This window comes from Paenisporosarcina sp. TG-14 (assembly GCF_000297555.1).
Lineage (GTDB): Bacteria > Bacillota > Bacilli > Bacillales_A > Planococcaceae > Paenisporosarcina > Paenisporosarcina antarctica.
Window position 1 is genome coordinate 1 of the sequence record NZ_AMGD01000008.1, and the last position, 26,683, is coordinate 26,683.

At 35.5% G+C, this 26,683-nt stretch carries 20 protein-coding genes; 16 read left to right on the forward strand and 4 right to left on the reverse strand.

The window, feature by feature from the left end; genetic code table 11:
* Positions 1 to 872 precede the first annotated feature (872 nt).
* Positions 873 to 2,411 (forward strand): S1C family serine protease, encoded by a 1,539-nt coding sequence (locus C406_RS0103885; protein WP_017379281.1) that lies wholly within the window; start codon positions 873 to 875, stop codon positions 2,409 to 2,411.
* A 1,042-nt stretch (positions 2,412 to 3,453) separates the two neighbouring features.
* On the opposite strand, the gene C406_RS0103890 is transcribed toward C406_RS0103885, so the two are convergent.
* Positions 3,454 to 4,713 carry a C40 family peptidase gene (locus tag C406_RS0103890; RefSeq protein ID WP_017379282.1) on the reverse strand — a complete coding sequence of 420 codons (1,260 nt, stop codon included), beginning with the start codon at positions 4,711 to 4,713 and terminating at the stop codon, positions 3,454 to 3,456.
* A gap of 655 nt (positions 4,714 to 5,368) precedes the next feature.
* Here C406_RS0103890 and C406_RS0103895 point away from each other — a divergent pair.
* Both C406_RS0103895 and C406_RS20950 read left to right on the forward strand, forming a co-directional pair.
* Positions 5,369 to 5,539: a hypothetical protein gene (locus tag C406_RS0103895; protein WP_017379283.1), complete on the forward strand. Its 171-nt coding sequence runs from the start codon at positions 5,369 to 5,371 to the stop codon at positions 5,537 to 5,539.
* A gap of 167 nt (positions 5,540 to 5,706) precedes the next feature.
* Positions 5,707 to 5,898, forward strand: coding sequence for a hypothetical protein (locus tag C406_RS20950; protein ID WP_237740504.1), 192 nt, complete (start codon positions 5,707 to 5,709; stop codon positions 5,896 to 5,898).
* A gap of 17 nt (positions 5,899 to 5,915) precedes the next feature.
* On the opposite strand, the gene C406_RS0103900 is transcribed toward C406_RS20950, so the two are convergent.
* The 3 genes from C406_RS0103900 to C406_RS0103910 form a co-directional block, all read right to left on the reverse strand.
* Complete coding sequence (locus C406_RS0103900; protein WP_017379284.1) at positions 5,916 to 8,522, reverse strand: calcium-translocating P-type ATPase, PMCA-type; 2,607 nt, start codon at positions 8,520 to 8,522, stop codon at positions 5,916 to 5,918.
* Positions 8,523 to 8,975: 453 nt separating this feature from the next.
* The gene (locus C406_RS0103905) at positions 8,976 to 9,911 is read right to left on the reverse strand and encodes an LCP family glycopolymer transferase (protein WP_017379285.1); all 936 of its coding nucleotides are present in this window, start codon (positions 9,909 to 9,911) and stop codon (positions 8,976 to 8,978) included.
* Positions 9,912 to 9,924: 13 nt separating this feature from the next.
* Positions 9,925 to 10,770 carry an SGNH/GDSL hydrolase family protein gene (locus tag C406_RS0103910; RefSeq protein ID WP_017379286.1) on the reverse strand — a complete coding sequence of 282 codons (846 nt, stop codon included), beginning with the start codon at positions 10,768 to 10,770 and terminating at the stop codon, positions 9,925 to 9,927.
* 162 nt (positions 10,771 to 10,932) lie between these two features.
* Here C406_RS0103910 and C406_RS0103915 point away from each other — a divergent pair, with 162 nt between their 5' ends.
* The 13 genes from C406_RS0103915 (at position 10,933) to C406_RS0103975 (ending at position 26,556) form a co-directional block, all read left to right on the forward strand.
* On the forward strand, positions 10,933 to 11,658 hold the full coding sequence (locus C406_RS0103915) for a YveK family protein (protein WP_017379287.1): 726 nt from the start codon (positions 10,933 to 10,935) through the stop codon (positions 11,656 to 11,658).
* A gap of 3 nt (positions 11,659 to 11,661) precedes the next feature.
* On the forward strand, positions 11,662 to 12,360 hold the full coding sequence (locus tag C406_RS0103920; RefSeq protein ID WP_017379288.1) for a CpsD/CapB family tyrosine-protein kinase: 699 nt from the start codon (positions 11,662 to 11,664) through the stop codon (positions 12,358 to 12,360).
* A gap of 55 nt (positions 12,361 to 12,415) precedes the next feature.
* On the forward strand, positions 12,416 to 13,183 hold the full coding sequence (locus C406_RS0103925; RefSeq protein ID WP_017379289.1) for a tyrosine-protein phosphatase: 768 nt from the start codon (positions 12,416 to 12,418) through the stop codon (positions 13,181 to 13,183).
* A gap of 134 nt (positions 13,184 to 13,317) precedes the next feature.
* Complete coding sequence (locus C406_RS0103930) at positions 13,318 to 15,162, forward strand: polysaccharide biosynthesis protein (protein WP_026045598.1); 1,845 nt, start codon at positions 13,318 to 13,320, stop codon at positions 15,160 to 15,162.
* On the forward strand, positions 15,159 to 16,037 hold the full coding sequence (galU, locus tag C406_RS0103935) for a UTP--glucose-1-phosphate uridylyltransferase GalU (protein ID WP_017379291.1): 879 nt from the start codon (positions 15,159 to 15,161) through the stop codon (positions 16,035 to 16,037). The genes C406_RS0103930 and galU overlap by 4 nt, the downstream gene beginning before the upstream one ends.
* A gap of 522 nt (positions 16,038 to 16,559) precedes the next feature.
* Positions 16,560 to 17,159: a sugar transferase gene (locus C406_RS0103940; RefSeq protein WP_017379292.1), complete on the forward strand. Its 600-nt coding sequence runs from the start codon at positions 16,560 to 16,562 to the stop codon at positions 17,157 to 17,159.
* A 54-nt stretch (positions 17,160 to 17,213) separates the two neighbouring features.
* Positions 17,214 to 18,062 carry an NAD-dependent epimerase/dehydratase family protein gene (locus C406_RS0103945; RefSeq protein WP_017379293.1) on the forward strand — a complete coding sequence of 283 codons (849 nt, stop codon included), beginning with the start codon at positions 17,214 to 17,216 and terminating at the stop codon, positions 18,060 to 18,062.
* On the forward strand, positions 18,050 to 18,832 hold the full coding sequence (locus C406_RS0103950) for a glycosyltransferase family 2 protein (RefSeq protein ID WP_017379294.1): 783 nt from the start codon (positions 18,050 to 18,052) through the stop codon (positions 18,830 to 18,832). The genes C406_RS0103945 and C406_RS0103950 overlap by 13 nt, the downstream gene beginning before the upstream one ends.
* A 66-nt stretch (positions 18,833 to 18,898) precedes the next feature.
* Complete coding sequence (locus tag C406_RS0103955) at positions 18,899 to 19,984, forward strand: glycosyltransferase family 1 protein (protein WP_237740505.1); 1,086 nt, start codon at positions 18,899 to 18,901, stop codon at positions 19,982 to 19,984.
* A gap of 590 nt (positions 19,985 to 20,574) precedes the next feature.
* Complete coding sequence (locus C406_RS19275; RefSeq protein WP_017379296.1) at positions 20,575 to 21,690, forward strand: hypothetical protein; 1,116 nt, start codon at positions 20,575 to 20,577, stop codon at positions 21,688 to 21,690.
* An 89-nt stretch (positions 21,691 to 21,779) separates the two neighbouring features.
* A complete protein-coding gene (locus C406_RS0103965; protein WP_192812576.1) occupies positions 21,780 to 23,060 on the forward strand; it encodes an O-antigen polymerase in 1,281 nt (426 codons plus the stop codon).
* A gap of 44 nt (positions 23,061 to 23,104) precedes the next feature.
* Positions 23,105 to 24,295, forward strand: a complete 1,191-nt coding sequence (locus C406_RS0103970; RefSeq protein ID WP_017379298.1) for an oligosaccharide flippase family protein — start codon at positions 23,105 to 23,107, stop codon at positions 24,293 to 24,295.
* A gap of 32 nt (positions 24,296 to 24,327) precedes the next feature.
* Positions 24,328 to 26,556: a heparinase II/III domain-containing protein gene (locus C406_RS0103975; protein ID WP_017379299.1), complete on the forward strand. Its 2,229-nt coding sequence runs from the start codon at positions 24,328 to 24,330 to the stop codon at positions 26,554 to 26,556.
* Positions 26,557 to 26,683 lie beyond the last annotated feature (127 nt).

The window sequence follows — 26,683 nt, forward strand, 5'->3', positions numbered from 1 at the left end:
TGACATTGGGCCTCAGCCTCCTCGACGAGCAAGCTCGCCTCCGGGGTCTTCAGCTCATGCTATTCCCGCTGGAGTCGCCGTCTTCCACTCCAATCATCCTTAAGTTTATCATATGCAAAACAGACAACTATAACTGTTTATAATGTTCAATGTAAATCCAGAAAAAAGACTTAAGACAATTGTGGCTCAAGTTTATCTATCGACATTCTTTAATCGAACTCGCTAGAATGACAACGAATGAAAGTAAAATACAACGTTCCTGTTTTAATTCACGTGCCGATGTGACTTACACCAGTACGTTAGAGCATGTGAAAAGCTTGTTACTATCTAGGTCTATAGAAAATGGTATTGCACCCACTTTAAAACAAGCAGAAATGGGCCGAAATTGTATCTTCGGCCAATTCCTTTCTGAGCAGTGAGTGATCATTCCCTAGTTAAACCAAAATAAAAGACCTATGCACGTTGAGGTTGAAGGCGAGCGACGGACGCACACCCGCCGCAACATTCTTTTTGTTCTCTAGGTTATGATGCAGCAAATGTGCCGACCATAGTGAGCCGGAAACCATAGCCAATGCAGTAGTTAGAGAACTATGCCATTTTTCTTACTCTCTAGGTTATGATGCAGCAGCTGTGCCGTCCATAGCGAGCCGGAAACTTAAGCAGATGCAGAGTCCCAACCTTGCGCTGTAATTGTGTCTAATTTTTCCAACCGGAAAATTGTTCTACTAACATAAGCGTAGCAAAGAATTCCTTCAATCAAGCTAGTAAATTGATAAATTTATTTAAAGGTGAATGTAACTTTTTGTTTGCACAATCGTCAAATGGGTATAGGCTATAGTTAACATGAAATACTAAAGAGAGTGTGATGCAGAGTGAACCAGCCTAAACGATACAAAGAACCAGTTCCCAAAAAACCTAGCTCCAAAAAAGCATCAACCATTAAAACTCTAATTCTATTACTTGCAATTTCGCTTATTGCAGGTCTATTTATCTGGTTGCAATTTTACCCCAAACCAGTAGAAGAAGCGATTGAAAAAGAACCTAAAGTAGAAGACACGACTAAAGAAATCAAACCGACTACAGAAATAGTCACTGAAACCGAAGAAACCAAAAATCCAGAGGGCGTTGTAACACGCGATGAAGAAGAACCAAAAGAACCCTCAAAATCAGACACAGAATCAGATGAAACAGAATTTGAATCAACAGATCCGGTTATAGTCGAAGCAGAACCTGAAGAGGAACGTGTTGAAGAACGCGATCAAGAGGCCATTCTAGCGTCCGCATTGCCAAAGGTCTATACAGTCTACACAGACTCACAACAAGGTTCTGGCTTCCTTTATAACGCGAATGGCGACATTGTCACAAATGCACATGTTGTGGATGGTTACAGTACAGTGACTGTTATGAACAATGCAGGGGTGAAATTTGTTGGTCAAGTAATTGGTATTTCAGAATCCATTGACATTGCCCTTATTCGAGTTGAAGCAATCGTCGGCAAAGAGCCGATGATTATGGATCTAAATAAATCAACCGAAGGCACGAGCGTGATTGCGATTGGTAGCCCTAATAATAAATCCAATACAGCGACAATGGGTAAAGTTACGGCTACAGGAAAAGATTTTTATGAGAGCTTTACGTATACGGATTTGTATGAAATTGACGCACCTATTGCACCAGGTAGTAGCGGTGGACCACTACTAGACGCCAAGAGCGAGAAAGTCATCGGCGTAAACTCGATTATTTTAACGGACAATCCATCTATCGGCTACAGCATACCGGTCTATTCCGTTTATCAGTTACTAAAATCGTGGGCAACAAATCCACTAGAGGCAAAAGATCCAGTTATTCAAAAGCCGGAAGATGCCTATTTTGATGAAGATTATTTGTCCGTGTTTATAGAGGGATATATGACGTTATACACATATGCACAAAATGAAGTGAATTTCAGTTATTTGGAAGGGTACTTATTACCGAATTCTCCTATATATAATTCAGAGAAGGAGATAATAAATAAGCTTAAGGATCAACAAAAATCATTTACTGTTAATAAATTCACTATGGGTGATATTAAAATTCATGACAACTTAGCCATTGTAACAACTACGATTGAAACGCTAGTTGAACAAAAAGGGAAGAAGTCTACTATAGTTAAAGAGCAAGTTGTATATGATGTTGTCATCGATGAGTATGGGGATTATATGATTAAAAATATGACAAGGGTTTATCTTAGCTATCCTGAAGAGGTCAAAGTAGATCCAAAAGATGAAGAAGAAGTTAAACCTGAGGATCCACCAAAAGAAGAAGAAGTAAAACCTGAAGATCCACCAAAAGAAGATGAAGAAAAAGCACCTGAAGAAACTACTCCTGAAGAGACGACTACTACCGAAGAAGAACCAGTAAGTGAAGAATAATTGATGGTAATTTTAAAGGATTATGACCATTTGCATCGAGCTAGGTTTCTGGCTCGCTATTGACGGCACATCTGCTGCATCATAACCTTTTGAGTAAGAAGCATCTTTATGTGACGCTGTCACATAAAGATGCTTCTTTTTTTGAGGCAATCTTGCGGCAGATGTGCGTCCTTTGCTCGCCTACCTAGAAAGGAATTGGCCGAAGATACAAATTCGTCCCATTTCTGCTAGTTTTAAATTGTCTACAATCCCATTTTCCACAGACCTGGAAAGTAGTAAGGTTTCCGTTTCAACGTGCTTAGGTAAGACACCTCGGCACGAGAATTCAAACAAGAGCGTAGCGAAAACAAAATAATTTAGTTCGTTGTCGTTTTTGTGGTCCAAATCTAAGAATATTTTCAGGTGTTCCGCGAGAATTCCTTCCCAGATGCGAGCCACAATTTGAGTGGTAATTGTGTCTCTGCATCGGAGTGAAGTGTTCTGCTAGCGATTGGCTGTCTTCACTCTTTAACGAAACTACCCTCTCGGGTTGAGGCTGAGCAACAAATAACGAACATTTGTGTCTGCGTCTGCCGCCGTTTATCTGTTCTTTCGTTAAAGCTTTGATATAGGATTTTCCAAACTGTATAGAGTGCGTAACACTTCTTTCAAATAACGCAGGCAGATTATTTAAAGTTAGTAACGAGCGGCCGAAATTGTATCTTCGGACGCTTCCTTTCTGAGCAGTAAGTGTCTATTCCCTAGTAACCCAAACTCAAAGACCTATGCATGACAAGGTTGTAGGTGAGCGACGGAGGCACACCCGCCGCAAGATTGCCTTTACGAAAAAAGAATGGTGATGTGACAACGTCACATCACCATTCTTTTTACTCTATAGGTTATGATGCAGCCAGCTGTGCCGTCAATAGCGAACCGGAAACTATGTAGATGCAGTTGAAATCACTTTTCTTTGCTGTCTTGTCGTTAATTTTGTCTTTCTACAACTAATAATCCAAAGAAAAAAGCCATTCCGAATTTCGGAATAGCTCTTTCATACATACCATCAATCAGCTGCGTATAAACGCTTGAAGCCTGTAAATTTAGCGCCCCAATAAGAATTGCTTAAACTTGTGATTTGCACGCGGTCGCCACCAGCATGAATGAACTGGTTGTTTCCGATGTAAATACCCATATGAGAAATACCAGGACGGTACGTATTAGAGAAGAATACTAAATCCCCGGGTACTGGGTTTGATATATCATAAGAACGAGCATCATAGCCAGTTGTATTCGTACGAGGAACATCTAAACCTGCTTGTTTGAGTACATAGTAAATATAACCTGAGCAATCAAATCCAGATGTTGTTGAGCCACCCCATACATAGGGAATTCCTTGTAATGGTTTCGCTACATTAAGCAATTTTTGATAAAAGCTTGAGCCAGCTACTGGTTTAGCAGGTGCTGGCACTGGAGAAGGTGCTGCTACAGGAGAAACCTCACCAGATCCACCGATTGATAGTTTTTGACCAATACGAAGTCCCGTTGAAGTTAGGTTATTCCAACTCATAATTTGGTCTACACTTACACGGTGACGATAGGCAATTCCTGATAACGTATCCCCACCAACAATTTTATAGACAATTTTTCCTGAAGGTGCAACAGGTGCAGGTGTTGGTGCTTTTGGAGCCGGAGCTACAGTTGCTTTACCAGCCACTTTTAACACTTGTCCAGCATAGATGATATGTGATGAAATATTGTTTAGTTTTTGAATATTCGTAACGCTTGTACTGTGAAGAATTGCGATTCGACCTAATGTGTCACCACTCTTCACTTTATATGTAGAGGTAGACGTAGCTACTGGTGTAACAGTTGGTGCAGGTGCACTTGGAGCTTTTGTAGCGGCAGGTGCTGTTCCGGCTACAGTAATAACTTGTCCAGGATGAATAATATGTGATGATATGTTATTTAATTTTTGAATGTTAGTTACAGTCGTTTTATGATCCAACGCAATACGGCCTAAAGTATCTCCACTTTTAACGGTATATGTAGTTGTATTTGATGATGTTGTGGTTTGACTTGGTGCAGCAGATGCTGTTTCAGTCGTCCCTGTTGATGTTAAAAGTAAAGATTGTCTCGGGAAAATGGTGTCTGTTTTTAGGTTATTCAATTCTTTAATTTGAGATATTGTAGTCCCATTGGCTGCTGCGATTTTCCATAATGAATCACCAGATTTGACGGTATATGAACTTGCTTCAGTATCTCCTACTGAAATCATTGTTGCTAATGCTGTCGTTGCTAGTGCTGAAAAGGCAATTTTTTTCATGCATTATCTCCCTATGTATCAAATTTTTTCACCTATTAGTTCCTTATAGTATCGGTTATGCCACCATTTGACAATATAATTTTAGAATATTTACTAGATTTATAGAATATTTTGATTTTATTTCGCATATAGAGAGTAAACAAGGACAATGTATCTACTAGGTTTCCGGCTCGCTATGGATGGCAAACTTGCTGCATCATAACCTAAGGAATAAAAAGCATTTTGATGTGACGTTGTCACATCAAAATGCTTCTTTTTTAGAGGCAATCTTGCGGCGTTTGTACGTCCGTCGCTCGCCTAAACCATTAAGTGCACAGGTCTTTGATTTTGGGTTACTAGGGAATAGACACTTACTTCTTAGAAAGGAAGACCGCCGAAGATGCAATTTCGGCGGTTTGTTGCTAACTATAAAGATCTGTCTGCGTTACTTGAAAGTTGGGTTCGGCATACTATAGAGGTTATAAAATCCTATTCTGAAGCTTTAAAGAAAAGATAAACAGGGATGTCCATACTCTAGCGGAACACTCGAAATACATTGGATGACACTCTAGTTATTTTTTATTGAACAATCACGGAAGGTATGTTGAAGAAACTTTTATAAAAGTTATTCGTATAGATACGAAGGGAATTATTAAAAGTATGAGGGGGTTAGCATATGTTGGATAAACCTAAATGTATTGTATGTGATAAAGAGATTAAGGGCGATGACGTGGTTTTTGTAAAAATGCGTTACCCTAAGCGAAGTGGATTTACTGAAATAAAAGCATATTTAAGAAACGAAGGTAAATTCATTTGTGAAGACTGTTTTAATAAAAAATCCATCTAACAGGTACGGTAGAGTGTGCAAAACACTTCTTTCAAAGAACGAAGGATGATCCTTTATAGGTAGTCACGAGCGGCCGAAATTGCATCTTCGGCCGATTCCTTTCTAGACAATAAGTATCTATTCTCTAGTAAACCAAATCCAAAACACTCTGCACGTTTAGGTTGTAGGTGAGCGCCGGACGTACATCTGCCGCAAGATTGCCTCAAAAAAAGAAGCATGTTTATGTGACGACGTCACATAAACATGCTTTTTGTTCTCTAGGTTATGATGCAGCAGATGTGCCGTCCCAAGCGAGCCGGAAACCTGGTCGTCACAGTATAAATAGTCTTCATGTCCCTGGTCTTGTTGTAACTGTGTAGTCGTACTCATTAACTCACTATACTTTTTTAACAAACAGCACTTTATAAAGCTGAATCACTACAAGTGGCATCAATGCCATCATGTAGATGGTGCCGAATTGTGTTGCGTTAAGTGGGGCAACTTTAAAAATTCCTTGAAGTGCTGGTGTCAGGAGTACAATGTGCAATAAAGCTACACCGAGAATAACAGCAAACCATAGATATTTATTTGTGAATAGCCCGATTCTAAATAACGACTGACTACTTCTAGCGTTAAATCCATGGAACAGTCTCGCTAAACATAAGGTCGAGAAGGCCATAGTGGCGGCTATCATGTGGTCGCCTGTTGATAAGCCAATATGGTAGGAAATCAAGGTGGCGATTGCGATGATCAGCCCTTCTGACAAGACTTGCACAGCAAAGCTTTTATTCAATAATGGCGTGTCGTTATCTCTTGGTTTTTCCTTCATGATGTCTTTATTATGTGGCTCAAGTCCAACGGCAATAGCTGGCAGACTATCGGTTAACAAGTTAATGAATAACAGATGGACAGCTGCAAATGGTACCGGTAAAGCTAATATGGACGCATAAAGGACGGCGACAACGCCACCTGTATTTCCGGCTAATAAAAACTTGATCGAATTTTGGATATTGGCGTAGATGCTACGGCCGTTTGATATGGCTTTGACAATGGTCGAGAAGTTATCATCTGTCAACACGATGGCAGATGCTTCTTTGGCTACTTCTGTGCCGGTAATGCCCATGGCAACCCCGATATCAGCTTGTTTCAAAGCTGGACCATCATTGACACCATCCCCAGTCATCGCCACCACATTTCCTTTTTCCTGCCAGGCTCTGACAATTCGTATCTTATGCTCAGGAGATACTCGGGCGTAGACGGAAATATCGGCCACTTTTTCCTGGAGTTCTTCATCACTCCACTTTTCGATGTCAAAGCCTTCTACTGCTTCTGATTCATGCTTGAGTATGCCAATCTTTTTGGCAATGGCAGAAGCGGTAATTTTATGATCTCCAGTAATCATGACCGGTTTGATGCCTGCGTCTATACATGCTGCAACTGCATCAGCAGATTCATCTCGTGGCGGATCCATCATTGAAATCAAACCGATAAAGGTTAAGTCGTTTTCATCTTCAAAATCAATCGCTTGGCCTTCAGCAATTTCCTTATAGGCAAAGCCAAGTACTCTGAGACCATTCATGGAGAAGTCTTTATTGACCTGTTCTATTTGTTGTTTCGTAGTGTCGGTAAAGTCCAATACTCCTTCAGACGTTTCAATCTTAGCTAATCTATCAAGTAAGACGTCGAGTGCGCCTTTCGTGACCATATAAAATTTGCCCTCATAGTTATTGACGGTAGTCATCAGTTTCCGGTCAGAACTAAATGGCAGCTCCTCAACTCGGGGATACTTTTCTCGAATAACCAGTTCATCAATGTCATAAGCTTCAGCGAAGTTAACAAGGGCTAGTTCAGTCGGATCGCCTATCGCCTTGTTATCGACTGTTTCCGAATCATTACATAAAAGCGACATGAATAGGATTCGATTCTCAAGGTCATTATCAAGGTCTAGTTTGTCATGCTCAACGACCTTATGATCCACATAAACATGTTGGACGGTCATCTTATTTTGGGTAAGAGTTCCGGTCTTATCTGAACAAATGACCGAAATGCCACCCAGACTTTCGACCGCATGAAGTTTTCGTACGATGGCATTTTCCTTGGCCATCTTTTGAGTACCAAAAGCCAACACAATTGTCACAATGGAGCTTAAGGCTTCTGGTATGGCTGCGACTGCAAGTGCTACTGCAAACATAAACGAATCAACGACATCGTTTCCTCTGACTAAATCGACTGTAAATATTAAAACGGCAATGACAATAATGATGAGCGCTAAATATTTGCCGAATTTATCAAGGCTAGCTTGAAGAGGTGTCTTTTTCTCTATAGCCGATTCCAGTAAGTTAGCTATCTTACCAATCTCGGTTTTCATGCCTGTGTTGGTTACGACGATGACGCCTCTGCCATATGTAACGAAGCTTCCCGAGAAGACCATATTCTTTTTATCGCCAATCGACACGTCATCTTCAATGATTGGCTCGATGTCTTTTAAGGAACTAAGTGATTCACCTGTTAATGAGCTTTCATTGATTTGCAGGCTATAATTTTCAAGCATTCTTCCATCGGCACTGACCAAATCACCTGGGTCAAGATAGAGAATGTCCCCAACAACGATTTCCCTTGAAGGGACTTCCTCTTTTGTGCCATTGCGCAATACTTTAGCGGACGGGGAGGATAGAGCTTTCAAGCTGTTTAAACTTTGCTCTGCCTTTACATGCTGAACTGTTCCTAGAATGGCATTCAGGATCACGACGATCATGATGACAATGGTATTTTCAATTTCACCTAAAAAGGCAGAAATAAGTGCCGCAGCAAGTAAAATGATGACCAGAAAATCTTTAAGTTGCTCAAAAAACACTTGTACAGCAGTCTTTCGCTTAATTTCATCTAACTCGTTATAGCCGTATTTTTCACGTCTTTTTTGAACATCATCTGTCGTCAAGCCTGTTTCTGTCACATCCAAAGCCGTTAAAACTTCTGCGGATGTTTTTCTGAAGATATCTTTCATTTGGGTGTCTCCTTTCAAAGCTAGATGCATTTCTGTTGTTCCGCGTAAACTATGCAGTGTACGAAATCCTTTTTTCTGGTTTGTGGAATTGGAGATACTATAAATTTATCAGAAATGTGCCGAAATTGTATCTTCGGCACATTATTTTCTAGGCAGTAAGTGTCTATTCACTCATAAACCAAACCCAAAACACACTGCACGTCTAGGTTGGAGGCGAGTGAAGGACGCACCCCCGCCGCAAGATTGCCTCTAAAAAAGAAGAATGGTGATGTGACAACGTCACATCACCATTCTTTTTACTCACTAGGTTATCCCGCAGTGGATGTGCCGTCCCTTACGAGCCGGAAACCCAGTTCGATACAGTATGGTTGGTTTAGTCTTTACTATCTTTATAAAAATGTACCAATGAAAACCCCCATCCACAACTCAGCGGAATGGGGGTCTCAACCTAATCTAGTTCATCTCCAAATGCTCTTTCAACAAGCCTTGAACTTCAGCAAGCTCTGCTTCGTTCATGTTGTAATACCACACGCCGTCGCTTAGTTTACCGCCTGTGCCTTTTTCAAAGTACAGTTGATCGACTTTACCTACAGCATCGCGGTAATTCTTTTGAACATCGACCATTTCATCAAACGTCATATTCGTTTGTACATTAGCCCCTAACGCATTGAAAATGCTGCGATAGTTCAACAAACTCTTAACCGACGCGCCTTCTTTCATGATGCCTTGGATGACTTGTTTTTGGCGATCTTGACGACCGAAGTCACCACCTGGATCATCATAACGCATACGAACATACGATAAAGCTTCTTCGCCATCTAAAGTAAGATTTCCGACCGGATATTGGTGCTTATCGACAGAGAAATCAAGTGTGTTATTTACATTAACTCCACCAACCGCATCGACAAGGTCTTCAAAACCTTCCATATTCACTTGTGTGACATAATCAATTGGGATATCGAGCAAGTTCTCGACAGTGGCCATCGACATTTCGATGCCACCAAATGCGTATGCATGATTAATTTTATCTTTCGTACCTTTGCCGACTATTTCTGTATACGTATCACGTGGGATGCTGACCATCTTGGTAGATTTGTCCGTTGGGTTTACCGTCATGACGATAATCGTATCAGAACGTCCTGCATCACCTTCGCGTTTATCAACACCAAGCATCAACACTGAGAATGGTTGTTTTTTATCTAAATTAACTTCGTCCACACGCATATCAGAAACTTCGCGTTCAATAGGACTATTAATTTCTTTTAATGTAGAGGTGAAGCTCATGTAGACACTTAATAAATAAGCACCGCCTATTAACAGAAGGACTGCTAAGATCCCTACTACCCAAGGCCATTTTTTCTTTTTCTTTCGTACATCAGATCGTTTCATTTTCGTTCCTCCATTATTTTCCTGTGAAGAATGTAGATAGGGCAGATGCCCATAGTGCTGCACCCTTATCATTCGGTGTGCTATCTTCAGTTAAATATGTATTCATGTCATCTTTGTTTCCAACTGGCCACTCCGACCAGTGATCGATGTACGTAAATCCACGACTCGTTAAATACGATTTAAATGAATCTACTTCTGTTGGGTAATGGATGGCACTTGCTAACGGTTGAGAAGGGTGCACGACTAAGACGGCATCTTTGATAGATTGTTTCATCTTTTTGTTAATCGTCTCAATATGTCCGATTGCGTCTTCTACGACAACTTCACCATTATTAGATAAGTTCATTCCTTCTAACAAAACAACATCATAGTCTTGAGACCAGTCAATCAAAACCCCATCGAGATCATCTACTAAGCTAGCGGTTGTTTTATTATAAGAGAGTGTGGTTGTTTCAACCCAATCCCCATAAGCTTCTGTTAAGTTAGTAGTAAGAAGTTCACCGTAACCTGGAGATCCTTGTTCAATAGAAGAAGAACCAATCACTAATAATTGAATTTTTTCGCCATCTTGTAAGCGGGATGTGACCACTTCGCTAGAAACATCATCCATATTCGCTGTTAATGAAGCAATTTGTTGTTCAGAAAGTGATTCTACTTCTTTTTCTTCTTCGCTATCTTCTTTTGTGGGTTTTTCTTTGTCACTAGACGAAGTTCCTTGCTGTTTAGTTGCTTTTTCAGGTGCATTCGTCGTTTCACTTGAGACAGCTTCAATTCGTGAATCATAAACCAAATAACTGACGATTAGTGTCGCAATACAACCAGCGATGACGAAACCTGTTAAGATTGTCGTTTTATTCATATGCATCTCCTTCTATTTAACTACTCATTGATTTCTTTACAATAGCATAATTCACATAAAATTAGCACTTATATTTGTAAAATAGACTTCAATTGGAAAAATATTATGATATACTATAAAAATATTGTCGATAACTGTGTATAAAAGGGAGTTAATCATCGAATGGAAGAAACAATTAGTTTACAAGATTTATTTAAAACCTTGCGTAAAAGAATGGCATTAATTACGATTTTAACAGTACTCGCAATTACGGTAAGTGGAGTCATCAGTTATGTGTTTATAACACCCATCTACCAAGCTTCTACTCAAATATTAATCAGCCAAGAAAAAGTGGATTCAACTGTTTTAAATCCTCAAGCTATCCAAACTGATCTTCAATTAATCAATACATACAATGTCATTATTAAAAGTTCTGCCATTTTAGATAAAGTGGCTGAAGAATTAGATTTACCATCAGCTGGTGCACTTAATGGACAAATTACAGTAAATAGTGAACAAAACTCTCAAGTTGTCAATATTACGGTACAAGATCAAAGTCCAACATTAGCAGTAGATATTGCCAACACAGTAGCTTCTGTTTTCCAAGAGGATATAAAGCCTTTAATGAATGTCGACAATGTCAACATATTAGCGGCTGCTCAATTACCGGACAATCCATCACCAGTTAATCCGAATCCACCATTAAATATGGCGATCGCAGCAGTAGTCGGTTTAATGCTAGGTGTAGGAATTGCGTTCTTATTAGAATACTTAGACACATCGATTAAAACCGAACAAGATGTAGAAGATTCATTAGGACTACCGATACTCGGTTTAGTCAGTCCTATTCCAGATAGTGAAATGATTACGAACGAACAAACAATGGTTCAAAGACGGAAGAGGGGTTAAAGCATGGCGAAGAAAAAAATATTACAACAAGTTGCACGTAAACTCATCATACGCTCAAATCCTAAATCTTTTGTTTCTGAACAATACCGAACATTACGTACTAATATCAATTTCTCCATGCCTAAAGGTGAGTTGCAAACCGTATTAGTGACATCAGCCTCACCAGGAGAAGGTAAATCGACAACTGCTTCAAATTTGGCCGTTGCCTATGCACAAGAAGGCAAAAGTGTCGTATTAGTAGATGCTGATATGAGAAAACCAACATCACATTATACATTTCATGTAACCAACACATTAGGCTTATCGAATTTATTAACGAGGCAAAGTACATTAGATGAAACGGTGAAAGAAACGGGCATTGAAGGACTTCAAATTATTACGTCTGGTCCAATTCCACCAAATCCAGCTGAATTATTAACATCCATTCAAATGGATGTACTGATTCAAGAACTCAAAAAAGACTATGACATGATTGTTTTTGATGCTCCGCCTACGCTATCGGTGACGGACGCACAAGTACTGAGCAATAAATGCGATGGTACCATTTTCGTAGTCAGTTCAAAAGAGACCAATAAAGATAATGCGTTAAAAGCAAAAGAATTGCTGATCAGTGCAAAAGCACATATTTTAGGCGTCGTTATTAATAACTTTGAATTAAGCAAAGAACATAATTACTACCAATATTATGGTACTCAAGAGTAGAGGGAAATCCTTTGCTCTTTTGTCATTTTAAATACACATAGGACAGAGGGACTACATGATTATTGATATGCACAGTCATATATTAGCCGGGGTGGACGATGGTCCTAAAACGAAGTTGGAATCAATAGGTCTTTTGGAACAATCAGTCGAAGAAGGAATCACAAACATCATTGCAACTTCACATGCCTATCATCCGCAATTTCATACATCTTTTGAAGAAATCAATAAACAAGTTAACGAATTAAATGCTGAATGCAAGAAACGCGGTCTTCCGATTACCATTTTTACGGGGCAAGAGATACGCGTCAGTGATCAAACGCCAGCTAATCTATTGAGTGGAGAGGCGCTCGGTCTTGCAAACTCGAAGTATGTGTTAATTGAATTACCGTCACAGGGGATTCCGTCGTTTACGACACATATTATTCAGCAACTATTAAATCAAAATAAAATTCCAATCATTGCTCATCCTGAACGCAATCGCGCCATTGTCGAAAAGCCGAGTCGCTTAGCGAAGTTAGTGCAGCACGGGGCATTAGCTCAAGTAACAGCAGGAAGTTTATCTGGCCATTTTGGCAAAACCATTCAACGCACAGCTGTGCAATTAGTCGATGCGCATTTGGTCCATGTGTATGGGTCAGACGTGCATAATATGTCGACTCGACCGTCGTTGTTTAATAAAGGCTTAGATTACTTGGATAAAATGAAGAAACACGAATATGTTGATATTTTACTAGAAAATAATGCACGTATTTTAACAAATGCAGAAATGATTTTATTAGAGCCTGAAGAGATTGGGAAAGAGAAATGGTGGAAAGTATTTTAATTTGTACTGTTAATTCTTTGTAAAACTTGAGCATTCGACATGATTCGACAAATTTCCTGTTGACTAGTCGGGTATAATTACCACTATAAACAGTATATAAATTAAATTTAGTAATCATGTAAGGGAATGATGGAATGACCATAAGGAAAAGAGTGTCGATGTTAGTATTCATAGACTCGTGTATCGTCCTATTTTCGATTTTTCTGGGACAATTCTTACTGAATCCACTTGATAATCCGCTGTCTAGTGGAACTTTGATTGTAAGTTCAATTGCTCTCTTTGTCGCACACCATGTGTTAGCTAGTTATTATGGGTTGTATCGTAAAGTGTGGGAATATGCATCGATTAATGAATTATCGGGTATTTTTAAAGCCGTGACGTTTTCAATTCTATTTGTCGCATTTATTCAATATACGTTTCGCGGCGGTGATGTATTTATACGAGCGCTAATGATTACCTGGATGCTTCATATCTTACTGATTGGTGGCTCGAGATTATCTTGGCGTTTGTTACGAGATTCCTTTATGAAGACCAATACGAGTAAAAAGAAAAAGACGCTAATAGTTGGTGCAGGTGCAGCGGGTAGTATGGTAGCAAGGCAGCTAGTTAATAACCAAGAGATGGCAGAACTTGATCCCATTTTGTTTGTAGATGACAATCCACAAATGCAAGGGTTGGAGATCTATGGGCTACGTGTAAGAGGGAAAGTTAAAAACATTCCAGAACTAGTGAAAAAGTTCAATATTGACCATATTGTTTTAGCGATACCGTCCTTATCAAGACAAGAATCTACTAAACTAGCTAAAATATCCGTTGATACTGGTGTGAGGACTCAAATGATCCCACGTATGGAGGATTTAATGACGGGTAAAGTATCCGTTAATGATATCCGCGATGTGAAAATTGAGGATTTACTAGGTCGTGAAGAAGTACAACTCGATATGAAAGTTATATCAGCTAACATCACGGGTAAAACGATCTTAGTTACGGGTGCAGGTGGTTCAATTGGTTCTGAGATTTGCCGACAAGTGATGCGGTTTAATCCAAAGCAGTTGTTATTACTAGGTCATGGTGAGAACTCGATCTATTTAATAGAGCAAGAGCTGCGCAATGTGTTTGGAACTGATGCGGACTTGATTCCCTTAATTGCGGATGTGCAAGATCGAGCGAGGATTTTCGACATTGTGGATGAGTTTAGACCAGATGTGATTTACCATGCGGCAGCACATAAGCATGTGCCGTTAATGGAAGTGAATCCGATGGAAGCTGTGAAGAACAATATCTTTGGAACGAAGAATGTAGCTGAAGCAGCGGACACATTCGCTGTAGGAAATTTTGTTATGGTTTCTACGGATAAAGCGGTCAACCCACCGAATGTGATGGGTGCAACGAAGCGTTTTGCAGAGATGATTGTGCAGAATTTAGCGAAAGATAGCAAGACGAATTTCGCAGCTGTGCGTTTTGGGAATGTACTAGGTTCTCGCGGGAGTGTTGTGCCGTTGTTTAAGCGACAGATCGCTAAGGGTGGACCTGTGACGATAACCGACGCACGTATGACTCGTTATTTTATGACGATACCCGAAGCTTCGAGATTAGTTATACAAGCTGGAACTTTGGCTAACGGTGGAGAAGTTTTTGTGCTTGATATGGGGGAACCTGTTAAGATAGTTGATCTTGCGAAGAATTTGATTCGTTTGTCGGGTTATTCGGATGGTGAGATTGAGATTCGTGAGACGGGGATTCGTCCTGGTGAGAAGTTGTTTGAAGAGTTGATGAATGATAGTGAGAGACAGAGTGAAGTTGTGTTTCCGAAGATTTATGTTGGGAAGGCTACGCCGATATCTAAGCATGAGTTGATGTTTTTGCTTGAGAAGATGACGTCCCTTTCGGGACTTGAATTGAAAGAGATTTTGGTAAGTACTGCTAATCGTAAGAATGTTGAGTTGGTAGTGAACGGGAAAAGTGAGGTATTACTATGAAAAAAGTAAGAAAAGCCATTATTCCTGCTGCAGGACTTGGTACACGCTTCTTGCCTGCGACTAAAGCGATGCCTAAGGAAATGTTGCCGATCGTGGATAAGCCTACTATTCAATATATTGTAGAGGAAGCTATTGCTTCAGGTATTGAAGATATTATTATTGTAACGGGTAAAGGGAAACGTGCGATAGAAGATCATTTTGATCATGCTTATGAGTTGGAAGAAAACTTAATCCAAAAAGAAAAATTTGATTTACTAGATAAAGTTAGAGCAAGCTCAAACGTAGAGATTCATTACATACGACAAAAGGAACCTCTTGGATTAGGACATGCTGTACTATGTGCGAAGAAATTTATTGGCAATGAACCTTTTGCAGTTCTTCTCGGTGATGACATTGTTCAAGCTGAAACACCTTGCTTAAAGCAATTAATTAATCAATATGATGAAACTGGGGCTTCTGTTATTGGTGTACAACAAGTGCCTGATAATGAAACGAATCGCTATGGGATTATCGCACCACTTGAGAGAGATGGAAGATTGTACAAGGTAGATAGTTTTGTCGAGAAACCAGCTTTGGGAACTGCACCTTCTAATCTTGCGATTATGGGACGGTATGTTTTGACGCCTGAGATTTTTAGTTTTCTTGAGAAACAGGGAGCTGGGGCTGGTGGAGAGATTCAGTTGACGGATGGTATTCAACAGTTGAATCAGGTTCAGCGGGTGTTTGCTTATGATTTTGAAGGTAAGAGACATGATGTTGGGGATAAGATTGGGTTTGTTAAGACTACTGTTGAGTTTGCTTTGCAGGATGAGGAATTGAGAGATGAGTTGGTTAAGTTTCTTGAGGGGATTTTGGAGAAGAGAGTGATTAGATAGAGGAATGATTAGTTAGCTTCCGTTTAGGCATATTTATTGTACGGGCGAGTGGTGTTGTTTTAGAAGTAGAAATATTGTTACACATTTATGATAGGAGTTCAAATCAGATCAGAATAAGGTAGTACACGATTTTTAAAAAAGACGATTCTAGGTTCTTGATTAATAGGTATGAAATGAAATTTGGGAATGTAATAAGATGAACAATAACTTGCTTGTATTTGGTGCTTGTAGTCATGTGAGAGTAGTTAAATACTGTACTTTCGATGGAGAGGTTTGATAAGGTGGATTTTCTAGATGATGAATCCGAGTAGCCAACGGAAAGTGTTATGAGATAAAGCAATTAATTATTTATTTGCTTTTGTTTCCTTAGGTCTATTGGAGAATGAAATGATAATCTAATTCAGGTGGGAATGTCAAAGCGAATTGTAGGGTTGTTAGATATTAGAAATTTGTGGCAGGAATGGTTTGTTCGAATTATAAAAATTCAAATAACGTTAGATTGGAAATTGGAGTGTGAAAATAATGTATATGGTTATAAAAAGATTGATAGATATTTGCCTTTCTTTAATAGGACTTATTGTATTGTCTCCTATATTTTTGTTATTAATTATTACAATCAAAATGGATTCAAAAGGTCCAGTGCTATTTAAACAAAATAGAGTAGGAATTAATAAAACTCATTTCAATATATTGAAATTTCGAACTATGAAAATAGATGCCCCTAAAGATATCCCAACTCATTTACTTGATAACCCAGAGCAATACATTACAAAAATGGGAAAGTTTTTTAGAAAGACTTCACTTGATGAACTACCGCAAATCTGGAATATCTTTGTTGGGAATATGAGCATTATTGGTCCTCGACCTGCACTTTGGAATCAGTATGATTTGATAGCTGAACGTGATAAATATAAAGCTAATAGTATACCTCCTGGTCTGACTGGTTGGGCTCAGATTAATGGAAGAGATGAGCTTCCTATAGAAATCAAAGCAAAGTTAGATGGAGAGTACTTTGAGAAGATTAGCTTTAGGATGGATGTAAAGTGTTTCTTTGGGACAGTGGTTAGTATTAGTAAGAGCGATGGCATTGTTGAAGGTGGAACTGGTAGATTGATAAAATAAAAACTTCTATATCAATATATTGTATTGAAACAAGATGGATGAAAGGACAATAAGATGAAGAAAATACTTATTACAGCTGAAAATAGTTATATAGGTAATGCTTTTGCAGATTGGACTTATGAAAGATACAAAATAGATTTTATATCATGTAGAACTGATAAATGGAAGGAATTAGACTTTTCAATATATGATGTTGTATTCCACGTTGCCGGAATAGCACATACTAGAGAAACCAAAGAAAATACTAATTTGTATTTTAAGGTTAATCGTGATCTCACTGTTGCGCTTGCTATGAAAGCTAAAGATGATGGAGTTAAACATTTTATATTTCTTAGTTCTATGAGTGTTTATGGTATTGAACGAGGTGTAATAAGAAAAGAAAGTATTCCTAAACCCACGAGTAACTATGGAATTTCTAAGCTCCAGGCAGAAGAGAAAATCATGTCACTAAAAAACGAGAATTTTAGAATAGCAATACTCAGGGTTCCAATGGTATACGGGAAGAATTGCAAAGGGAATTATCCAAGATTAGCAAAGGTCGCGTTGAAATTACCGGTAGTTCCTGCAATAAATAATCAACGTAGCATGTTATATATTGATAATCTATCGGAATTCGTAAAAGTTGTAATTGAAAATTGTATGAGTGGAATATATTTACCACAGAATTCAGAGTACACCAATACAAGTGAGATGATAAGGCTCATTGCCGAGGTACATGAAAAGAAAATTGTATTGACTAAGTTAGCAAATCCACTAATCAGATTACTCTGTAGAAAAAGTAGAGTAGTTAATAAGGTTTTTGGTAATCTGGTTTTTGAACAAAGTAAATCAGATTACTGTGTAGTAGGATTAAAAGAATCAATAAAATTAACAGAAGGAGATATGGAAAATTGGAGGAATTAGTAAGTATAATAATGCCCGTATATAATTGCGAAAAGTTTGTAACTGCGTCAATAAAATCAGTATTAGCTCAAACATATAAAAACTATGAATTAATTGTAATTGACGATGGTTCGAACGATGATACTATGAAAATTTTAGAAAAATTTTCTGAAATTGATATTCGAATAAGATTATATGTAAATGAAAAAAATCAAGGGGTATCAGCCACCAGAAACAGAGGAGTATCATTAGCCAAAGGCAATTGGATAGCATTTTTAGATAGTGATGATTGCTGGGAAAAAGTAAAACTAACAAAGCAATTGATCTATGCAAAGGAAACGGGTGCTGATTTCATATTCTCAGGCTCTTCATTTATTGATGAAGAAAGTAGACCATATAGTGGTATACTTGAAGTTCCCGAAAAGGTTTCTTTTAGAGAGTTAGTGAAACAAAATGTTATTTCTTGTTCTTCTGTATTAATTAAGAAGAGTTATATGGAAAAATACAAAATGGAGAAAGACGACACTCATGAGGATTTTGGCTCGTGGCTACGTATTTTAAAAATTGGAAATTATGCTTATGGTATTAATGAACCTTTATTAATTTATAGAATTTCAAGTAATTCCAAGTCAGGTAATAAACTAAAATCCTTGGGAATGGCCTATAGAACCTACCGATTTGTTGGTATGAATCCGATACTTTCTATATATTATTTAATTTGGTACATAATAAAGGGTGTAAAAAAGTATCGAAATATCAATATTGAAAGAATCCAATTACTAAATAGATGACGATGCATTACAAACTACTATTTTAGAAAGGGATTAGGCATTAATATGATTAGAATTTTGCATGTCGTGTCAACTATTGGTGTCAGTAGTGGAGTAATGAGTTTTATTATGAGCTATTATAGGAATATTAATAGGGATAGTATACAATTTGACTTTGTATATTGGCTGGATGGAGATGTTACATATGCTGAAGAAATTAAGAGGTTAGGCGGCCGTGTATTCATTATTCCAAAGCCTGGTCTTACAAAAGAATATAAAAGTAATATAGAAAACTTCTTTAAAAAAAATTCTAGTTATTATAAAATACTACATTTACATGAGGTATATCTTAATAATTTTATTCCACCAATAGCACGTAGATATGGAATTGAGCATATTATTGCTCACAGTCATACTACAAGGTTTTCTGATAAAAAAATAAATGCACTACGTAATAGATTACTATGTTTTCCTTTAAAAAAAAATGTTAATCGATACTTTGCATGTTCAGAAGCGGCTGGAAAATTTTTATATGGCAAAAAATATTTCCGACTTGGGAAAGTTAAGATAATTAATAATGCGATAGATTGTGAAAAATTCAGATATAATAAAGAAATCAGAGTGAAAATGCGTAAGTTATTAGGTATAAATGATAAGTTTGTGATTGGGCACGTTGGTCGATTTAATTCCCAAAAGAACCATGATTTTTTGATTAAAGTGTTCATTGAAGTTTTAAAAAAAGAGCCCAAAAGCATACTTATACTAATAGGAATTGGACCATTAGAAGAAAAAATTATACAGAAAGTAGAACTTGAAAATTTAAATGATAAAGTTCTATTTCTAGGTCAACGAAATGATGTACAAGATCTTTTTCAGGCAATGGATACTTTTGTATTACCTTCACTTTATGAAGGACTAGGTATTGTGCTGATAGAAGCACAAGCTACTGGATTGTCTTGTTACACTTCTGACGTTGTTCCTGTTGAAGCGAAAGTAACTGAAAAATTAAGGTATATTAGTTTAAAATCAAGCTTTAAAGAATGGGCTAAATTAATACTAGAAGATAACAATTCTGAGGATAGAGTAAATGAGATAGAAAAGGTAAAGAGAGCGGGATTTGATATAAAAAAAGAAGCGAAAAAATTGGAAAGTATATATTTAAATTTCCTTTAAATAATTAATTGATAAATAAAATATGATTAAATCATTTTAAGACAGTGCAATCTCTGTTGTTTCATTTAATTGGTCTTTTTGCACCTACTGTTCTAGGAGCTAACAGGCTCTTTTTTTAGGAAAAGGTTTCATTGCATCACAAGACTCAAAATACTTATCCGATTAATCCCCAGTTGTCCATCTCGATTAAAGCCATCTGACAACCCAATAGATGTTCGTCCACCAACATTTTGCGTGAGTGGAGGGATACTTCAGAGGGAACATTGTCTGAAACTAAAAAGCAAAATCAAACTAAAACACAAAATTATGTAAACTTCTGAAAAATCTTTAATTGAAGGGGTACCCTTAATAAATGTTGAGATGAGCGATCGTCATCGGACCACGTTCTTCGTTCACATTTCAAAAAAAATTTTGGAAGTCAAGAAAGTTTATTTGCTTTACTATTGTCGTAAAAAATCACTCCATTCGAAAGAGGTTGTTTAGTCGTTTGCATTATACCTAATTTTGGGATGTGCCTGTTTTTTATTTCACGAGAGCGTTTATAGGACTAGGTTTAGACTTTATGAAATTAACTCAGTAAGGAGAATTATATGAAGAAAATACTAATTGTAACGCACTGGTTTTTCCCAAGGAACGTGCCTAGAGCTTTTAGAACAAAAGAGCTAGTAACTGAATTGGTGAAAAAAGGATATTTAGTTGATGTCCTTATAGGAGATTATAAACAGTTAGTGACAGCTGAAGAATATCACGATAAGTTGTTTGAGAATAAAGATGTAAGTAATAAACATGTAGCTAAGATTTCAAATAATCGCTTACTTTCAAAAATAAAGGACGCTGTTAACTATTTTGTTGGAGATAGATTTTTACTGACAACAGGTTTTTATTTATACAAAAATATTAATATGGAAAAATATGACACTATAATAGCTATTGGACTTCCCTTTTATGTAAATTTTGTGACAGCTCTTAAAATAAGAAGACATAAAAAGGAAGGTAGTGTCTATATTGCGGATTGGAGTGATCCATTTTATAAAACTGGAGATAAAATGTTGGCTCCATATTTTAACAAATTGCAAATTTTTGCTTGTTCCCAATTTAATTATATTACTATTCCAACTAAAGCAGCAGTTTCATATTTCACTAAATTTACAAGTGAAAGTAAAATTAAGATAATTCCACAAGGATTTGATTTTTCTGCAATTAAAGTGGTACCGTACAAGAAAAATAAACGTGTGACTTTTGGTTATGCAGGCATATTTTACAAGGATATTCGTAATCCTGAAAAGTTTTTGTCTTTTTTAACGGAAATAAACAGTGATTTTGTGTTTGTTTTGTATACAATTACACATGGACCTATTTATACGGACATATTACTTAAATATAAAGAGATATTAGGGGATCGCTTGCAAATACATAATTTAATTCCAAGGAATCAATGTATTACAATGTTAAGTGAGATGGATTTTTTGATTAATATTGAAAATAGTACATCTAATCAAATTCCTTCAAAACTTATTGATTATTCTCTATCTGGTAGGCCTATTTTATCTTTTAAGCAAAATGAGATTCCAAAAGATAAAATTATTTCCTTTATGAATGAAGATTATAAAGAAGCAACAAAAATAGAAATAGATCAGTTTGATATCATAAACGTTTGTAAACAATATTTGGATTTACTTGAAGATGTTGAGAGTAATCTATGTTGAAAAATGTGAAAGTTAATAAAAGGAAAGACCATATTATTTTTGGGATAATTTTATTTCGAATTTCATTAGACTTCTTATATGTTAATCTATTGAGTGAATATTATACTAAAGACATTTTATTATCAAGAGGTGTATTTAGTTTAGAAGTAAATATATTTAAATATGTATTTTCATGGTTTATATTTATTATTGCATTAATTTTCATAAAAAGGTACATTTTAGTAACGAAAGATAAAGCATCTGAGATAATTATATTAGGACTTTTTATAATGAGTTTTATTCCATCAGTATCTTTATTTGGTCTTGCCAATCTCGAATATGGATATATTTTATATTTTATTTTATTTTGGTCAATTCTGTTAATATCTACATATTTATTTTGTAATGTTAAACAACGGAATTTAGTATTAGGAAATAAGAGGAAATTATCTGATGATACAAAATATCAAATTTGGTTAGGACTAGTTTTCATATTTTGTTTGTTTGCTGTTGTTTTATCTTGGCAGTATAACGGATTAAGGCTTAATTTATCATTGAGTTTAGAAGATATTTACAAATTAAGATTAGATGCGCGTAAGGCTAATATGGGAACAGTGGTAACATATCTACGAAATAATGCAATGTATATTGTTCTTCCATTTGCCGGAATATACTTTTTTCAAAGAAAAAACTGGTTTTTACTAGTTTTGCTAATGTATTTCCAAATATTACTTTACAGTATTGATACTCAAAAAACTGCTTTATTTATTTTGCCTCTGTCTTTAGCTGCATACGTTTTCTATAAAAAACACTACATCAATTCAATAACTATAATATTGGTATTATTAAATGTGGCTACTTATCTAGAATATATTTTAGGTAAATCTTCATTCTTAATTGATAGTTTACTTATAAGGTTATACTATTTGCCAGCGATTTTGAGTAACCTCTATTATGATTATTTTACAAACCGACCATCTGCTGTACCCCTTGCAGGTTTGTTTGAAAAGCTAGGATTTATTATCGATTATCCTTATTCTGATGGGGTACCTTATATATTGGGTGGAACTTATTTCAATAACAATGAAATAAGTGCTAACACGGGATTATTTGGAAGTGCATATTCTTATGGACTTTTAGGATTGATATTAATTCCAGCAATATATGCTATTTTCTTTAAATTAATCGACAAGGTAACCTCAGGTCTAAAAATAAATACTTATATATCTATTCTAATTATCCAGGTATATGTAATAACAGGAGCGACTATTTTTGTGGTACTTACTGTATATGGATTGATACTTGCTATCTTTATGCTTATGTTGATAAATAATAACAGTTGGTTTCAGTTCAAAAATATAGAAAGGAAGAAATCAAAAAACGTTGTATAAACCGAGGCGAAAATAAGACAATAACTATGATAAAGGAAAATTATATGAAAACAGTTTTTAAAGTTTTTACAGCCGATATTTTTTCTAAAATATTTTCAGTTATCACCTCATTTCTATTGATAAGAGGGATGACCACAACAGATTATGCTGATTATGCAATTATTACATCAATTGTAACAATAATTTCCGGTATAATATTAACTGGATTTAATCGCATATATATACTTGATTTTGAAAGAATAAAAAATCAACAATTTAATATTCTTGTAATTCAATTAATTGGGATTTTTGTTTTAGCAATTGTAGGATTACCATTTAAAGCTTATATAGGAAATCATTATTGGCTTGTTATCCTATTGTTAATCGGTACGTGTATCTTTAGCTTTGTTAGAACTGTATACCAACAAAAAAGTATGTTTAGATATTTTACATTAATTGAAATTATTAGAGTTTTTCTTTTTTGTATTTTTGTATCAAGTCTATATTTATTTGCAGAGGAACAAATGTCTTTAAAATCAATAATAGTAGTACAAATTATTTCATTAATATCGGCATCGATATTTCTAATAAAAATATTATATACAGATAAAAGTTTTAGTTTTAACAAAAATATATTCGCAATTGTTAAGGTGTTATTTGTAAGTAATCAACTATATCTATTTATGAATTTAGGTATAATAGCTATCTCTAACGAGGTTGATGTTCTCTTATTGGGATTATTGGGTAGTGATTTTATGTTGGCATCGTATGCTTCTGGAAGAAAATATTATAGCTTATTATTAATGGCCTTGACTAGTGTAAATAGTGTGCTTCTACCTACAGTTAATAATGCTAAAAGTAATGATGAATTAAGAAAACTATATCGTCAATATGATAAAATACTTTTGTTATTTATTGTGTTAGTTGGGATCGCAATACTCATCGCACCATGGATAATACCAATCATTGATGGCGGAAAATATCCAGACTCAATTAACATATTCAGGATATTGTGTATTTCATCACTAATCTCATTTGCAGGATCGCCTTATAACAATATATTGTTAAGAGAAAAAAAGTATAAATTTATGGTAATAAATAATCTTTTAAATATAGGTGTTAGTGTATTATTAAATGTTATCTTGATACCTATATACGGCGGTCTGGGAACAGCTTTATCTATGTTAATTGCTATGGGGATTCTTAATATGTCTTCTCGTTTTTATGGGAAACGATTAATTATGAAGACTGATTAAAAATTTTGAATACGATATTTGGAGCGAAAATAATGGAAAATATAATACGAAAGTTAAAAGGACGAAGTTTGAAAGAAATAATCTTTAAAATTCTGACTAAAATACAGGGGTTAATCGGGTGTATATTCAATAAATGGTATGATGAAAATCACTCTACTTTTGGAAGAGCAAATAGAAGTGTGAAAATAAATCGAATTTTAGAAAAAGAAATAAAAATCAATTATAATGACAACTATTCCAAAGATGTTATAAACAATTTACATTCCTTATATATGAATCATTATTTTGATCTATTAGGTAGTGGATGGGTGAATGTTAAATATGGAATGGTAGCTTGTGGGGTAGAGGGTATAAAATTTGATAGTAAAATAAATATTGCAGAAATTAAATATGATGAAATTTGGTTCAAAGAGTTATTACGGGAATCACATATGGATTATTCCATAAACGTCTGGAATGTTTTGGTGGATGGAATAAAAGAATTTAATGTACTTAAAGATGAAAATTATGTATATGAACCAATAGATTGGCAGTTGGATTTTAAAAGTGGGTATAGATTTAATGAAAAAAATTGGTATAGAAATCAAAAAATAAAAAGTGGAAAAGGTTACGATATTAAAGTACCTTGGGAATTATCTAGAATGCAGCATTTACCGCAGTTAGCAATATTTGCTCAAATGCAAGGTGATATTAAAAAAACTAATGAGTCTATTTTAGAGATTCGTAGCCAAATATTAGATTTCATTTTGATGAATCCTCCTCGTATGGGAGTAAATTGGACTTGTACAATGGATGTTGGAATAAGAGTTGCAAATATGGTATTTGCTTATGATTTAATTAATACGGTAGATAGTAAGAATATATTAGATAAAGAATTCAAAAAAATATTTATTCAATCAGTTTATGATCACGGTAAGCATATAATTAATAATTTGGAAAAATCTGATAATTTTAACGGGAACCATTATCTTGCGGATATAGCTGGTTTATTATTTGTTAGTGCTTATTTAGAAAGTAACAAGGAGACAGATAAATGGTTAATATTTTCAATAAAAGAGCTTATTAAATGTGTTGAAGAGCAATTTAATGAGGATGGAAGTAATTTTGAGGCTTCAACAACTTATCATCGCTTAAGCGGTGAAATTGTTGTCTATTCATTTGCGTTGATAAGTGGGGTATTAAAAACTGATAGAAAAGAAAAAATTCTGAAAAGAATTACAAACAAAGAGCTTAAAAAGGCTCTGGCTTATTTTGATTTTGATACAGGAAGATTGATTGATGAATATTTAATTCAGAAATTGTATAGAATCGGGAAATTTATTGTTGATATTACTAAGGAAAATGGAGATATTTGTCAAGTTGGAGACAATGATAATGGAAGGTTTTTTAAACTATCCCCTTGCGGAAATTTATTGAAAACGGAAAAAGCAATTGAAATATATATTAACCTATCTAATTATAAAACATCTAAGCAGTGGTATTGGGATGAAAATATATTGAACTGTGAAACGATGATATCATCATATTCAGGTTTGTTTAATAGAATTGAATTTGAAGATGCAAAAAGGAAATTCCCTATTGAGTATAATATTGTAAAAATGTTATCAAAAAATACAAAGTATGATGTGTGTTCTAAAGATATTCGTAGAAATTCCACTAAAGTATTTGATAATAATGAGCCACTAAAGTATAGAAAAGAAACAATTATTAAATTTAATGAAGCTATTGATTTAAATAATATGCAATATATTGAATACACAGACTTTGGCATTTATTTATTTCGTAGTAATAAGTTGTATTTAAGTATATGCGCTTCTGACAACGGGCAAAATGGTACAGCAGGACATACTCATAATGATAAGCTTTCTTTCGAATTAAACATTTGTGGAAGTGATCTTGTACTTGATCCGGGAACTTATTTGTATACTCCATCGAGTGATAGGAGAAATCAATTCCGTTCAGTAAATATTCATAACACGATTTCAGTGGAAGGGCAAGAACAAAATTATATTGATAAGGATAAATTATTTAGTATGAAAAATGATACTAGATGTAACCTCATCGAAAAAGGACATAATCATATAAAATTATCATGTAGATATAGAAATATTTTGCATACAAGGGAATTTATAATAAAGGAGAAGGAATTGTTAATTATTGATTGTTGTAATAAAGATTTCAAAGTTAATGAATTTAGTAATTTGATATCTAATGGTTATGGTAAAATATATAAATTCAAGGGAATACAGTCTATAAAATAAAGAGAAGGAACCTTCAATTTAATCAAATAGAGAGCGTTTAAATAAATCAATTTTTATTACTTCATAAAATAAATCTTTTTGCAAAGTTTTGATTACAATATATTTTTTAAGTGGATAAAAAAATCCT

Excerpts from the sequence above, each read along its gene's own strand:
- C406_RS0103930 (WP_026045598.1), top strand. The coding sequence starts at position 13,318 with ATGACCATAAGGAAAAGAGTGTCGATGTTAGTATTCATAGACTCGTGT.
- C406_RS0103940 (WP_017379292.1), top strand. The coding sequence starts at position 16,560 with ATGTATATGGTTATAAAAAGATTGATAGATATTTGCCTTTCTTTAATA.
- C406_RS0103915 (WP_017379287.1), top strand. The coding sequence starts at position 10,933 with ATGGAAGAAACAATTAGTTTACAAGATTTATTTAAAACCTTGCGTAAA.
- C406_RS0103945 (WP_017379293.1), top strand. The coding sequence starts at position 17,214 with ATGAAGAAAATACTTATTACAGCTGAAAATAGTTATATAGGTAATGCT.
- C406_RS0103900 (WP_017379284.1), bottom strand. The coding sequence starts at position 8,522 with ATGAAAGATATCTTCAGAAAAACATCCGCAGAAGTTTTAACGGCTTTG.
- C406_RS0103925 (WP_017379289.1), top strand. The coding sequence starts at position 12,416 with ATGATTATTGATATGCACAGTCATATATTAGCCGGGGTGGACGATGGT.
- C406_RS0103975 (WP_017379299.1), top strand. The coding sequence starts at position 24,328 with ATGGAAAATATAATACGAAAGTTAAAAGGACGAAGTTTGAAAGAAATA.
- C406_RS0103910 (WP_017379286.1), bottom strand. The coding sequence starts at position 10,770 with ATGAATAAAACGACAATCTTAACAGGTTTCGTCATCGCTGGTTGTATT.
- C406_RS19275 (WP_017379296.1), top strand. The coding sequence starts at position 20,575 with ATGAAGAAAATACTAATTGTAACGCACTGGTTTTTCCCAAGGAACGTG.
- C406_RS0103905 (WP_017379285.1), bottom strand. The coding sequence starts at position 9,911 with ATGAAACGATCTGATGTACGAAAGAAAAAGAAAAAATGGCCTTGGGTA.
- C406_RS0103895 (WP_017379283.1), top strand. The coding sequence starts at position 5,369 with ATGTTGGATAAACCTAAATGTATTGTATGTGATAAAGAGATTAAGGGC.
- galU (WP_017379291.1), top strand. The coding sequence starts at position 15,159 with ATGAAAAAAGTAAGAAAAGCCATTATTCCTGCTGCAGGACTTGGTACA.
- C406_RS0103970 (WP_017379298.1), top strand. The coding sequence starts at position 23,105 with ATGAAAACAGTTTTTAAAGTTTTTACAGCCGATATTTTTTCTAAAATA.
- C406_RS0103890 (WP_017379282.1), bottom strand. The coding sequence starts at position 4,713 with ATGAAAAAAATTGCCTTTTCAGCACTAGCAACGACAGCATTAGCAACA.
- C406_RS0103920 (WP_017379288.1), top strand. The coding sequence starts at position 11,662 with ATGGCGAAGAAAAAAATATTACAACAAGTTGCACGTAAACTCATCATA.